Origin of the sequence: Solitalea koreensis (assembly GCF_900182575.1) — a bacterium.
GTDB lineage: Bacteria > Bacteroidota > Bacteroidia > Sphingobacteriales > Sphingobacteriaceae > Solitalea > Solitalea koreensis.
On the sequence record NZ_FXSZ01000007.1, the window covers coordinates 44,762 to 58,648 of the forward strand.

At 40.6% G+C, this 13,887-nt stretch carries 8 protein-coding genes; 7 read left to right on the forward strand and 1 reads right to left on the reverse strand.

From position 1 onward, the window contains the following. Nucleotides 1-49: 49 nt before the first annotated feature. On the reverse strand, nt 50-727 hold the full coding sequence (locus tag FN756_RS11365) for a rhomboid family intramembrane serine protease (RefSeq protein WP_142604236.1): 678 nt from the start codon (nt 725-727) through the stop codon (nt 50-52). 104 nt (nt 728-831) lie between these two features. On the opposite strand from FN756_RS11365, the gene FN756_RS11370 reads away from it, so the two are divergent. The 7 genes from FN756_RS11370 to FN756_RS11400 all read left to right on the forward strand — a co-directional run bounded on the left by FN756_RS11370 (nt 832) and on the right by FN756_RS11400 (nt 13,872). Continuing rightward, entirely contained in the window at nt 832-1,572 is a 741-nt protein-coding gene (locus tag FN756_RS11370; RefSeq protein WP_142604237.1) for a GntR family transcriptional regulator, read from the forward strand. A 3-nt stretch (nt 1,573-1,575) separates the two neighbouring features. Further along, nucleotides 1,576-4,248: an ROK family protein gene (locus tag FN756_RS11375; protein ID WP_142604238.1), complete on the forward strand. Its 2,673-nt coding sequence runs from the start codon at nt 1,576-1,578 to the stop codon at nt 4,246-4,248. A gap of 67 nt (nt 4,249-4,315) precedes the next feature. Further along, a complete protein-coding gene (locus FN756_RS11380; RefSeq protein ID WP_142604239.1) occupies nt 4,316-6,703 on the forward strand; it encodes a GH92 family glycosyl hydrolase in 2,388 nt (795 codons plus the stop codon). Between the two features lie 84 nt (nt 6,704-6,787). Then, complete coding sequence (locus FN756_RS11385; RefSeq protein WP_142604240.1) at nt 6,788-8,191, forward strand: sugar porter family MFS transporter; 1,404 nt, start codon at nt 6,788-6,790, stop codon at nt 8,189-8,191. Nucleotides 8,192-8,211: 20 nt separating this feature from the next. Next, complete coding sequence (locus FN756_RS11390) at nt 8,212-11,547, forward strand: glycoside hydrolase family 38 N-terminal domain-containing protein (protein ID WP_142604241.1); 3,336 nt, start codon at nt 8,212-8,214, stop codon at nt 11,545-11,547. Nucleotides 11,548-11,784: 237 nt separating this feature from the next. After that, nucleotides 11,785-12,693 (forward strand): aldo/keto reductase, encoded by a 909-nt coding sequence (locus FN756_RS11395; RefSeq protein WP_142604242.1) that lies wholly within the window; start codon nt 11,785-11,787, stop codon nt 12,691-12,693. Next, nucleotides 12,694-13,872: an enolase C-terminal domain-like protein gene (locus FN756_RS11400; RefSeq protein ID WP_142604243.1), complete on the forward strand. Its 1,179-nt coding sequence runs from the start codon at nt 12,694-12,696 to the stop codon at nt 13,870-13,872. It abuts the gene before it with no gap. Nucleotides 13,873-13,887 lie beyond the last annotated feature (15 nt).

The window sequence follows — 13,887 nt, forward strand, 5'->3', positions numbered from 1 at the left end:
CCGACTAAAATTACCTTGGTTTGACGGTGTATGTAACTCAACGTCAAGGTTATGATTGTTTATCTTCTTCCTCTTCGTCTGTTCCTGGTTCTTCTGCCGTGTTCCAGTATTCATCTTCCTCTCCCAAATCATCTTCTTCAATTTCAATCGAATACACTTTACGTTGCGGACCTTGCTTTCGAAATAAGAAGGCAATGAAGGTACCAACCAATCCGCCTATTAAATGTGATTCCCAAGAGATTTCTGGAATGAACGGAAAAATACCCCAGATCAAACTGCCATATAGAAATATAATGAGCAAGGAAAGCGCCATTAAGCGATAGTCACGACGGAACAATCCGCTAAAGAATAAGAAGGCGGTTAATCCATAAATTACGCCGCTTGCACCGATATGAATGGCTGGCCGGGCCAATAACCAAACCCCAATTCCGGTTATAATGTAAATCGATAAAAAGGTTTTGGTAGCCATTTCTTCAAAAAAATACCAAAGCATGGTAGTTGTAATTAATAAGGGGAGAGAATTTGAAGTGAGGTGAACAAAATCTTCATGAATGAATGGGGCGATGAGGATTCCAATTAATCCAGGTACTGTACGTGGTACAATTCCGAACGAAGCAAAATTAATATCATACTTAAATTCAACCCACTTAACACACCACATTACTACCACCAGGTAAAAGCTGATGATAAAACTTTTCAAGAATGAGCCGGTTTCCGAAGTTTCCAAATCGTTTTGTATTTGAAATAAATATAAAAGCTTTAGATTTTTATTTAATAAGGAATCTTGATTAGTTCTTTGGAAAAAATATATTTGTTATTATGTATGAACATATGAGCAAAATTCCTTTACTTGATCACAACAGCAAAGTGCCTTTGCATAAGCAAGCCGAGGAACAATTAAGGGAACTCATAAAACATCCTGATTTTAGTAAAGGAGAAATTTTTCCCAAAGAAACGGAGCTTGCCCGGCATTGGGGTATTTCCAGAAATACACTCCGGCAGGCTATCAGTATTCTGGTGAGTGAAAATCTGCTGGAACGAAAAAAAAGAATCGGTACCAGGGTGACTCAACATAGAATTACCACGAACCTCAACAATTGGATGAGCTTTACCCGTGAAATGGAAGACATGGGATTGGTTTTTAAGAACCTGATCATTAAAGCTCATAAAATACAAGCTACAGTAGATGTAGCTAAGGCTCTGCAGATTGAAGAAGGTGAACGTGTGGTTTGTTTGCAGCGTACCCGTAGTACGGATGAGAATCCGATGGTTTATTTTGAATCTTATTTTCATCCTCGGACAGGGATTTCCGAACATGAGAATTTTGAAAAACCACTTTATGAATTGTTAGATCGTGACCATAACATTGTTCCTGTCTATTCTCAAGAAGAATTAAGAGCAATTGCCGCGACCGCTAAAATTGCAGCGCTGCTAAAGATAGAAAAAGGGCAACCCCTACTTGAGCGAAAGAGAATCGTGTTGGACCGTGCCCGTCAACCGGTGGAATACAATCTTGGCTATTATCGCAACGATTGGTTTACCTATAGTATAGAAATAAAACGTTCAATATAACCAATGAAAAATTACAATACAATTGGAGTTGATGTTGGCGGAAGCCATGTTTCAGTGACCAATATCGATACAAATCAACAGGGGAAGACTTTTTTGGAGTTAATCAGAAAAAATATTGACGCAAAGGATTCGGCGTATGAAATTGTGGTTAATATTAGTGATTGTATCAAGGAAATACTTCACGATAAGGCTACTGTAGAGTCTGTCGGAATAGCATTTCCAGGTCCTTTTGATTACGAAAAGGGCGTTTGTGCCATTGCGAATGTTGGCGGAAAATTCGAAAATATGTTCGGAATTCATATGCAACAAGCAATGGCCGACTTTACCGGGCTAACCAATGCGTTTTTTGTATTTTCAAATGATGCGCACTGTTTTGCGGAGGGTGTTTATCATCGTTATCAGTTGGAAAGCAGAAAAACGGTATTCCTGACTTTGGGAACAGGTTTTGGATCAGCCTTTATGGAAAACGGGGTTTTGCTTACCCAACATCCTCAATTGCCGGCTATTGGAGCTTTTTACGACGAGCCATTTTTGGATGCAAAAGCTGATGACTGTTTTTCAACGCGTTGGTTTTTGAGTGAATATAAAAAACAAACAGGGAAAGAAATTGCATCAGTTAAGGAAATGATAGCTGCCGATGCTGAAATTGCAGGTTCCATTTTTAATCAATTTGGGATTAATCTCGCTACATTCTTGTTCCCTTGGTTGCAGCAATTTGAGTGTGATGAATTAATTATTGGAGGAAATATTGCCAAAGCCAGTTCATTGTTTGAAAAATCATTGAAAGATGGTTTGGCGCAGATGAGACAACCGATTAATGTAGTTTTTTGTGAAGATACCGAGGAGTGTATTTTAACAGGAGCTGCTGTTATTGCTGAACGAAAAAACAATATGAATAAGCAGAATACCAATTTTCTTGAAAGAAAGACAACACAGCCAGTATTGCCTGTAAACGCTGTTGAATCAGGTAACGGATATACTATTTTCCCTTCATTTCATTCCGAATTTTTGGTTTTTACTGGTTTTGATGCCTTGGCCCAAAAAATATGCAATGAGAAAACCGTTGTAATCGATGGCTTTAACGGGGTGTTGTGGGAGAATTTTAGAACACACTTGCATACGGAACTTCAGAAAAGGAATAAAAAAGTTTTTTGGTACGATGTAAACACCTGTCTCAAAACAACTGAAGAGATTGACGCTATGATTAGCGATAATTTAAAGGGAAACGATCCGGTTTTTGGGAAAAGGTACATGGGTAGTTTGTCCGATTTCTTTGATAAAGAAAAATTGGAAATGTTGCAGCCGGATGCTTCTGCCGATTTATGTATACTTTACGGAACTGGTGCAGCCTTAGGTAATTGGGACAGTCATCTGGTTTATGTGGATGTGCCCAAAAATGAAATTCAATACAGAATGAGAGCCGGATCTGTGAAAAATATTGGTGCTGTTGACTTGTTTGATAATGCCCAAATGTATAAACGAGCTTATTTTGTAGAATGGCCTGTATTGAACAAACATAAGGAGGAATTACTTTCGGAAATTGACAGTATTGTTGATGAACAACGAATCCATGAAATTACGTGGATGGAAGGGGGAGATTTCCGAAATACGTTGACCAAAATGCTGGAGCAGCCGCTACGGGCAAGGCCATGGTTCGAAGCCGGAGTATGGGGCGGAAACTGGATGAAGAAAAATATCAAAGGACTGAATATGGATGAAGTAAACTATGCCTGGTCTTTTGAATTAATCACTCCTGAAAATGGAATCGTAATTGAAGGTAACCAAAACTTACTGGAAGTATCATTTGATTTTCTTTTGTTTCATAATAATACCAAGCTTTTGGGAAAAGCCGCTCAGCGTTTCGGTACAGAATTCCCAATCCGTTTTGACTTTCTGGATACTTTTGATGGAGGGAATCTTTCTATTCAATGCCATCCGCGTACGGCTTATATTCAAGAAAACTTTGGAGAGAACTTTACTCAGGACGAAACGTATTACATTCTCGATTGTGAACCCGGTGCTGATGTTTACCTCGGTTTTCAAGAAGACATTAATCCGGTTGAATTTAAATCTGCTTTGCTCGATGCACAAAATAACGGCATTGAAATGCAGGCAGAAAAATACGTTCAAAAATTTAAGGCTAATAAACACGATCTGTTCCTGATACCCAACGGGACAATTCATGCTTCAGGGAAAAACAATATGGTGCTGGAAATTAGCAGTACCCCTTATATTTTTACGTTTAAAATGTATGATTGGTTGCGATTGGGCCTAAACGGACAGCCCCGGCCTATTAATATCGAGCATGCTTTTGAAAACCTATACTTTGAAAGAAAAGGGAAAATGGTGCAAGAAACACTCATTTCCCAACCGACTCTTATAGCAGAAGGCAGAAACTATAAACAATTTCAGCTTCCCACACATCCCGAACATTTTTATGCAATTGAAAGATTTGAGTTTACAGACGAGATAAACGTTAACACAAATAATCAATGCCATATCTGTATGCTAGTAGAAGGTAATAAGGTAGAGGTTTCAGTAGAGAATAAAACGGATGTGTTTAATTACGCAGAAACCTTTGTGATACCGGCAGCGACAAATAAATATAGTGTAAAAAATAATTCAGTAAAGAAGGCAATGCTGGTGATCGCTTATGTGAAGGATGAGTGTTGTTAACAGGCTATCTGAGTGATTGTGATCTGTCTTTTTATTTAAATTTTATATAAAATCAAAACTGTAAAAAATGCGTCCATTCAGGAATTTGATATTTTTTTGTCTCATCATACTACTTTGTTCTTGTTCATCTGAAAAGAATATGGCGAACCTGTCGGCTTTCGTTGATCCTCAGATTGGATCGGTTCACGGTCGTTGGTTCTTTTATACACCCGCATCTCTTCCTTTTGGCATGGCCAAATTAGCTCCGCATACCAATGCTTACGGGAGTGTGGGAAGTTGGGGCCCTTGTGGTTACGACGACCGGCATACATCGATTGAAGGATTTGGCAATTTTCATGAATTTCAGATTGGCGGATTGGTATTTATGCCTACTGTTGGCAAACTACAAACCATTCCGGGAACACTTGAAAATCCGGAGGGAGGATACCGTTCCCGTTTCGACAAGTCAACTGAACATGCTGAGCCCGGATATTATTCGGTATTGCTGAAAGATTACGGAATCAAAGCAGAGTTGACGGCCACCGAGCGGGTAGGTTTTCATCGGTACACTTTTCCTGAAACCAAACAAGCCCATCTCATAATTGACATTGGGCATCGTCAGGGCGAAAGCAGTGGTGTTACCGATGCGTATGCTAAATTAGTAAATGGCAATGAGGTGGAAGGATATATTGAAACGTATCCGGAGTATGCCAAATTCTGCGATCCGGATAAAAAAGTGAAAATGTATTTTGTTGCAAAACTTAACATGCAGCCGCTAACTACAGGTGCTTTTGTTGATTCACTTCAAACAAGTGGCGTCGCCCAAACCAAAGGAACGGGCAACGGCCTGTTTCTGACTTTCGACATGAAAAAGGACGAAACTTTGGAAATCGTTACCGGCTTAAGTTATACTTCGGTTGAAAATGCACGGTTGAATATGAAAGCGGAAGCTGAAGGAAAAACATTTAATGAGGTGCATGATCTTGCCCAAAAGGCATGGAACGAAAAATTAGGTAGGATTCGGGTAGATGGAGGTGATAGCCTGAATCAGGTAAAGTTTTACACCGGATTGTATCACGCCTTGCTGGGGCGCGGCATCTCAAGCGACGTCAATGGACAATATCCGATGGTTGATGGTGGTGTGGGACAAATTCCACTTGATGGGAAAGGCCAGCCTAAGTATCATCATTATAATACCGACGGTATCTGGGGTGGCTTCTGGAACCTCAGCCAGTTATGGGCATTGGCCTATCCCGATTATTTCACAGAATACGTTCAATCGAATATAGACTATTACAAAAATCGCGGTTGGTTGCACGATGGAGAAGCGGCTGGTATATATACCAATGGGGTACAAACTAATTTTCAGGGATTACTGATTGCTTCGGCTTACAATTGCGGAATACGTGATTTTGAAGTTGATAAAGGCTATGAAGCTGCATTTAAAAATGAGGTGGAATACCGTGATCGTAACCTCGGAAACGGGAAGTATGATTTGATTGATTTCGTTAAAAACGGTTACATTCCTTATAAGAATACGGTTTTGCCTAACGGTTGGGTGTTTAATTTTGGATCTTCCCATACCTTAGAATATGCATATAGTTCTTACGGAGTAGCTCAAATGGCAAAAGCTTTGGGTAAGACAACTGACTACGAAAAATTAATCAAGCAGGCCGGATATTATCAGAATTTGTTTGATGCACAAACCAAATTTATTCGTCCTAAAAGAGAAGATGGATCGTTCATTGAAAAATTCGATCCCATGAAAGCCTGGGATGGTTTTCAGGAAGGAAACGCTTTTCAATACACTTGGTATGTGCCTCATGATGTGGCGGGTTTGATCCAGCTGATGGGTAAAGACGAATTTAACAACCGCCTGGGAAACATGTTTGTTCAGTCGCAAAAAAACAAGTTTGGAGGAAGCTCTGAGGAGATCGACAGCTTCTCTGGAATTGATTTACAATACAATCATGGTAATCAGCCCTGTTTGCTCGATTCTTGGTTGTTCAATTACTCCGGCCAACCATGGCTTACTCAGAAATGGACAAGAGCTATTTGCGATGAATTTTATGGAACTGAACCACTGCGAGGGTACGGTGTTGGGCAGGATGAGGATCAGGGACAGTTAGGCGCCTGGTATGTTATGGCTGCTCTTGGTTTGTTTGATGTTCAGGGCCATGCTGCCATGAACCCATCATTCCAGTTTGGAAGTCCGCTTTTTGATAAAGTAACCATTCAGCTTGATCCGAAGTATTATTCAGGAAAGCAATTAGTTATACAAACCAAAAATAACTCGAAAGAGAATGTGTACATCCAGTCAGCTTCATTCAATAATAAAAAAATAGAAAATTGCTGGATTGATCGTAATCGTCTGATGAAGGGAGGAACAATCCTTTTTGAAATGGGAGCTCAAGCCAATAAAAAATGGGGAGTGGAAAAAGCCCCATTAAGCATGAGCAACGAAAAATTGAACTAAAAAAATACCCGTGCTTTAAGCACTATAGGCAAACAGAATGAGATAAAAAATAATAACAACCTAAACAACCTAAACTTTTATTTTATGCAACCAAAGTCGACCATTAATCTAATTTACCTCAGTTTAATTATCCTGACCGCAACAATAGGCGGCTTTTTGTTTGGTTTTGATACCGCAGTTATTTCCGGTACAATCGGTTTTGTTAAAAAGCAGTACGGAATGGCGCCGCTTATGGAGGGATGGTTTGTAAGTTCAGCCTTATTGGGCTGTATGATTGGGGTAGCAATAAGTGGCAAGTTAGGCAATACATTAGGGCGAAAAAAAGTGATGTTGCTTTCAGCTTTTTTGTTTGTTATTTCGGCATGGGGCTGTGCTTTTGCTCAGGATGCTGTTGTTTTAATTGTTTTTCGACTGATAGGAGGCGTAGGAATTGGTGTGGCATCAGCAATTTGTCCGATGTACATCGCCGAACTATCTCCTTCTCAATTGCGAGGTAAACTGGTAACATTTTATCAGCTGGCGATTACCATCGGTATTTTGGTCGCTTATTTTTCTAACGCAAAGATTCAAACCTCTTTGGCTATAGCCTTGCCAACAAGTGGATGGGTGGACTTGCTGTTCGTTAAGGAAGTATGGAGAGGAATGTTTGCCATTGGAATTATTCCGGCAGTTGTTTTTCTTTTAATGTTAATGTTGATCCCGGAAAGTCCTCGTTGGTTGGCTTTGAAAAATAGAACCGCAGAGGCAGAAAAGATATTGACTAAAATTTCAAATGTGGAATATGCAAAAGTTGAAATGGAAGGGATTCAAAACTCGTTTAAGGATGAAACTGTCACCAAACTGACTGATCTATTTAAAGGCGCGTATAAAAAGCCGATGGCGATCGGTATACTCTTGGCTGCACTATCACAATTTAGCGGAATTAATGCCATTATTTATTATGGTCCCTCCATTCTTGAAGCAGCTGGATTTAAATTGGGCGATGCACTAGGAGGACAAGTTACCATTGGCATCGTAAATACACTTTTCACATTTGTGGCCATCTATTTCGTGGATAGGATAGGAAGAAAACCGCTATTGCTCTGGGGCATAGGTGGAGCAGTATTGTCTTTATTGTTTGCCTCCGTTTTATTTATAACAAACCTTTCAAATGGTTGGATGGTGCTTATGCCAATCATCTTTTTTATAGCTTGTTTTTCGTTTTCATTTGGCGCCGTAACCTGGGTGGTTATCTCAGAAATTTTCCCGACAAAAGTTCGTAGCGAAGCGGTGGCTATTTCAACTGTGAGTTTATGGATTGCCAATTGGGTAGTGGGTCAGTTTTTTCCTTTATTATTACATAATTACGGGCCTGCATTTACTTTCTTCATTTTTGCCTTATGCAGTGCTTATGCTTTTTTCCTTTCATGGAAAAAAATCCCTGAAACTAAAGGACAAAGCCTTGAAGATATTGAAGAATTCTGGTGCTTACAAAGTGCTTCAAATTAGTTGTTCTTAACCCGATTTAAATGAAAAGTATAAAAGTTTTAAAAAAAGGCATTTTAATTCTAATTCTGTTATCACAAGAGGTGATGGCGCAAAAAGCCGTGCCCTATTTTGGTAAAATAAGCTGGATTAACGGTTTCGCCAGGGAAATTAGTGGGGAAAATATCGATTATTATTCTGCTTTTCCTGATTATGCGACCAAAGCTTTACTAACCCGCAATACCGATGGTAAAAAAGCGATTGAATGGGAAACGACAACTGTCCCTCAAAATAGTAAGGGCGATTATGTTTATTTTGGGTGGGTAGCTGCCCACTCTTCGGCAACAAGCAGTGGAAAGCGCAATTATGATCTGTATGTCGATGGTGTAAAGTTATTGACCTTTACCACCCTGCCCAACAATCAAATGCCGAATTGGCGGTTTGATGCTCCTGATGGTTCTGCATTAGTGTTTCAGCAAACCAAAAGAGATGGAGCCAATGATGCCCACGGACTGGCTTTTTTGCGCTTGCCTTTGAGTAAAGTAAAGCCAGGGAAGCCGGTTCGCCTCAAAATTGTTGGCCAGGCTGAAGATAGTAAAGACTGGTTTATGACTTTTAAGTTTTCGTTTGAGGAAAAAGTCACTGTGGCTGCTATGCCTTTTCTTTTAAAAAATGGCAAACAGCCTATTGTTATCACTGCCCTGCATTTTGGAAAAGACGAACCATTAAAGGTTAAAGTGAACGATAAAGAATTGTACACCTTTGTTGTAAAAGAAGGGGTTAATAATTTCGATATTCCGGTTGCTGCCGTAAAAAAAGATGACAGTGTTTCTGTTTATGCTCTTGTGCAGGGGAAAGTTTTGATAAATTCTTTCGTGCACCTAAAACCGGTTGTCTATCGTGAACTGAATTTTATCCACCATTCCCATACCGACATCGGTTATTCTCATCTTCAACCGGAGGTTTTGAAAATCCATATAAAGAATATTGATGATGCTTTGGCGATGATTGATAAGACCAGGTCTTATCCTGCCGAAGCCAGGTTCAAATGGAACATCGAATCGTTGTGGGCGGTAGAACATTATCTACAACAAGCTTCTCCGGTTCAGAAGGAGAAGTTTTTAAAAGCCGTAAAATCGGGCAGCATTTGTTTGTCGGCTTTGTATGCCAATATCTTAACCGGACTGAGTCAGCCTGAAGAAATGTTTCATTATACAGATTATGCGGTACGGCTCCGTAAAGAGTTGGGCCTGAAGATCAACAGTGCGATGATTTCCGATGTTCCGGGATTTGCCTGGACAACCGTTACAGCCCTTTCAAAAGGAGGGGTGAAGTATTTTTCCAGCGGACCCAATTTTTTGGGAGAAAGTCACCCTTACGGAGGGGATAGAGTGGGATACTTCGTTAAAACATGGGGTGATAAGCCGGTTTGGTGGAGTTCCCCTTCCGGAGAGGAAAAAGTGTTGTTTTGGGCCGGAGCCAAAGGGTATTCTTCTTGGCATGGAACGGCTATAGGAGCAGTCTTTGAGCGTGGTCCCAAGAAAATCGCCGCTTATTTAAACGAGCTAACTGAAAAGAATTATCCTTATGAGCTGGTTCAATGGAGGTATAATATTGTTGCAGATAACGGCCCGATAGATACTACTATCTCCGACTTTGTGAAACAGTGGAATGAAAAGTACAGTTCGCCTAAAATTGTACTGAACACCACGGATAAGCTTTTTGAAACCTTTGAGCAAAAGTATGGAGCGCAGATTCCATCAGTAAAGGGAGATATGACCCCTTATTGGGAGGATGGCGCAATTTCAACCGCCTCCGAAGAAGGCAAAAACAGGGTGAACAGTTTACGTTTGCAGCAATTAACCACCTTGTACGCTATGGTTGATCCGAAGAAGTACGATGAAAAGAAGTTTTATAATGCATGGACCAATGTCATTATGTTTCATGAGCATACCTGGGGTGCCCATAATAGTATTACAGAGCCGGATGTACCCTTTGTTACAGAACAATGGCGTATCAAAAAGCAGTTCATGCTCGATGCCGATGCGGAGATAAATACCTTATGGACAACTCTGATGCAACCTTTGCGTAATGAACAGTCTAATAAAATTGCTGTTTTCAACACATCTTCCTGGAAACGGAGTGGGCCGGTGGAAGTGCCCGGTACGCTGAAGGGAAAATCGGTAAAAGATGCTTCGGGCAAGAAAAGTCCTTTGCAAAAACTGGCTAACGGAAATTATGTGTTCATGGCCAATGATGTGCCGGCACTGGGATCCGCAACCTATGAAATCGTTGATGAAGCGACTGCTCCATTAACAAGTAAATTGATGCTAACTGACCATTCCATGACCAACGGGAAAATAGGTATCAGCTGGGATTCGTCAAATGGCAGTATCGCAAGTTTAGCGAAAGACAATGATTTTAACTATGCAGGAACTTTCAATAATCAGGGGATGAACAGCTATTGGTATGTGCCAGGATTAAATCCAGCTGAGGCTCTTACCAATGGACAGGTTAGGGTCGCGATTCTTGAAAACGGACCCGTATTAACTACCATTTCCCTCGTTTCGGAGGCACCGGGAGCTAATGCCTTAGAACGCAGGATTTCACTCTATAATGGAGATGATAAGGTTTTAGTGGAGAATGTTCTGGATAAGAAAAAGGTAAGAGCCAAAGAAGGGGTGCATTTTGGGTATCCTTTCAACTCCTTATTAACTAACACAACCTTAGATGCAGGATATGGCAGTATGCACTATCTGAAAGATCAGCTGGCAGGTTCCAATATGGACTATCTATATGGCCGCAGATGGCTGGATGCATCATCTTCCGAAAAAGGTCTGCAATGGATGTGGCTGGAAACGCCATTTGTGGAGCCGGGAAACATAATAGACGAAAGACAAACGGTGCCGCCTAATCACAAAGAATGGAAAAAAGAGGGGCATCCCACAGCCACCTGGTTCAGTTATGCCATGAACAATTATTGGCATACCAATTATAAAGCGGATCAGGAAGGAGTAGCCCATTTTAGGTATGCGTTGCGTCCGCATGATCAAGTTAATGAAAGCGAGATGGAAATGTCGGCATCTGAGTTTACTCAACCCTTAATAGCCTTGCCGATTAAAACTGGATTGTCGCTTTCCAAAGGGTTATTTGAATTGACCAATACCACTATTGTAGTGACCAGTGTTACTCCCAATAAAGATGGAACGTACCTGATTCGTTTGTTTAATCCGGAACAGTTGGTACAAGCAACCAAATTTGTTTGGAAGTCATTGCAGCCGGCATCTTTCGTGGAACTGAAGTCAGAAGTGCTAAAATCCAAAGATGCGGAAGTGAAAATGGCTCCGATGGGAGTTGCCGAGTTTTTATTAAAAAATTAAACGTTCATTTTATATAGGGTAAAAACAGGTAAAGAAACTCTTTTTTCTTTACCTGTTTTAGTTTTATCTCTCCTTCATTCTTTGTAAAACTTTTAGTTTTTGGCTCAGCGCTTCTTTCATTTTCTACCTTTTCAGAACATCTGAAACCATTGTTAAAATAACATAGGAATTGAGCAATATGAAATAGGCTCTTATAGATAAAATGAAATAGTTTTAAGGCAATCAATATTGATAAATATGAATCGGCAAAACGAAAAGACAAATTTAAACAGATGTGTTTTGGGTACTGCTGGCATAGGTGGAGTTTGGGGGAAGGTTGATCCGGAAGAATCTGTTAAGACTATTCTTGAAGCGCTGGAATGTGGGATAGGAGCCATTGATACAGCCCCTGCATACGGCAATGCCGAGCAGTTTATTGGTCAGGCACTCCGGCAGTGGAGAGGATCCCGACCATTGATTAGTTCAAAAGTAGGACGTTTAAAAGGATTTACAGCTGACCAGGGGCGTTATGATTACAGTGTTGATGGCATGCAAAGAAGTGTAGAACAAAGTCTTGAAACGTTGGGTGTTTCCTCATTGGATATTTTGTTTTTGCACGATCCTTCCCAGGTAGAGCCAGAAACTGTTTCGCGCGTTATGGAAACCATGTTATCATTTAAAGAAAAGGGGTATGCAAAGATGATTGGGATAGGTGGTAATCCTCCCTCATGGCTTACTCCTTACATTAAGCCTGAAATAGTTGATGTGCTGATGGAATTTAATAAGTTGAATGCTTGCAGTACAGTTGCATTACGTGAAAATCTTCCTTTTTGCCTTTCTAATAATATCCAATATTACGCAGCCAGTCCTCTCTATATGGGATTGTTGGGAAGTTGTTATGACACCTTTACCAGTAATCCGCCTGCATGGTTGAACGGGGAATCTATTGAGTTGGCCAGGCGATTAAAGGCACTTGCTGAGGAGCAAGCCATTGCATTGCCTACTTTGGCTCATCGCTTATTAATATCGTTGCCTTACGATTTTAAGATTGTTATCGGAGCTTCAAATTCAGTTCAGTTGGCATCTACAATTCAAGATTTTAAGAGCGGGCCGCTTAGCGAATCTTTTGTGAATGAAATTATTCAATACACTACAATATATAGCTAAATGAATAGGATTGATAATGAAGTTTTTAATATTACCGGGGTACAGATCAGAGTTTTAAATCCGGTACCAGCTGTTTTCCCATTTCAAGACTCCACGATGGGGCCATTTCCAACTTTTGGATTGTCAGTTATAACGATCGAAGACGAAGACGGAAACGTTGGAGAGGCTCCTGTGTATAATTCTTACAACAATATTTTGGAAACGTGCTTGCTTCCTATTTTGTTACACAGCCGTAATGTTTCTTATTCCTTGTTGTATTATCGCCTGTATTGGTCCATACGGAATGAAGGATTTCGGGGCCCGGCTTCAGCATTGTTAGGGCAGATAGATTTAGCCTTGCACGATCTGGCTGCCAGAAGGGCAAAGCTGCCATTACATCGCTATCTAAGTACTAAAGCGACTCGTGATGCAATAAAAGTATATGGAAGCGGAGGAGGAACCAATTACTCGCTTAAAGAATTAGAGGCCGAAGTAACTTACTTCATGAAAGCAGGGGTCGATTGCTATAAGATGAAAGTAGGAAAGGACTTTGGACAAAAAATGCAGGAAGATGTAATGCGGGTGAAATTTGTACGCAGCTTGTTGGGCGACAAGGTTAGATTGGCGGTGGACGCCAATCAAATATGGACTCGTGAACAAGCCTTACACTTCTTGGATCTTACTGCCTCCGAAAACATCGCCTGGTTTGAAGAACCGGTTCATTCTGCCGATTATGAGCAAATTGAAAAGTTGTGCAATAGTACCACTGTGAAAATTTCCTACGGCGAATCAGAACGTACATCCCTGATGTTTCCGACTTTAGTAAATATGGGGGTCAAACATTTGCAACCCATACCTAATCAGATAGCTGGGGTAAAAGAATGGATGGAAGTTAAAGAACTAGCCCTTGCTTCTCAAGTAGACTTTTCTTCAGGTGGATATTCTTTGTACACTGCATCATTGATGGCAGTTGCACCAGAGCATTGTCGGGTAGAGTATTTGCATTCCATTATGTTTGGGCTGGAAAAATATTTTATGGTGCGGCCTGAATTGAAAAATGGCTACTTTGTACTTCCTGATATTGAAGGCCTGCCAATACGGATCGACTGGGATTACTGGAGCGCTGCCAATAAAGTGGTGCGTAGCCAAGCATGGAGTAGAAATAACGTGAAGGAATATCTCCCTATCGTGAGTATGTAAAAAAACTAAACTAAT

What these genes read in the sequence shown, in the direction of transcription:
- FN756_RS11370 (WP_142604237.1), top strand. Translation starts at nt 832, where the DNA reads ATGAGCAAAATTCCTTTACTTGATCACAACAGCAAAGTGCCTTTGCAT.
- FN756_RS11375 (WP_142604238.1), top strand. Translation starts at nt 1,576, where the DNA reads ATGAAAAATTACAATACAATTGGAGTTGATGTTGGCGGAAGCCATGTT.
- FN756_RS11390 (WP_142604241.1), top strand. Translation starts at nt 8,212, where the DNA reads ATGAAAAGTATAAAAGTTTTAAAAAAAGGCATTTTAATTCTAATTCTG.
- FN756_RS11385 (WP_142604240.1), top strand. Translation starts at nt 6,788, where the DNA reads ATGCAACCAAAGTCGACCATTAATCTAATTTACCTCAGTTTAATTATC.
- FN756_RS11400 (WP_142604243.1), top strand. Translation starts at nt 12,694, where the DNA reads ATGAATAGGATTGATAATGAAGTTTTTAATATTACCGGGGTACAGATC.
- FN756_RS11380 (WP_142604239.1), top strand. Translation starts at nt 4,316, where the DNA reads ATGCGTCCATTCAGGAATTTGATATTTTTTTGTCTCATCATACTACTT.
- FN756_RS11395 (WP_142604242.1), top strand. Translation starts at nt 11,785, where the DNA reads ATGAATCGGCAAAACGAAAAGACAAATTTAAACAGATGTGTTTTGGGT.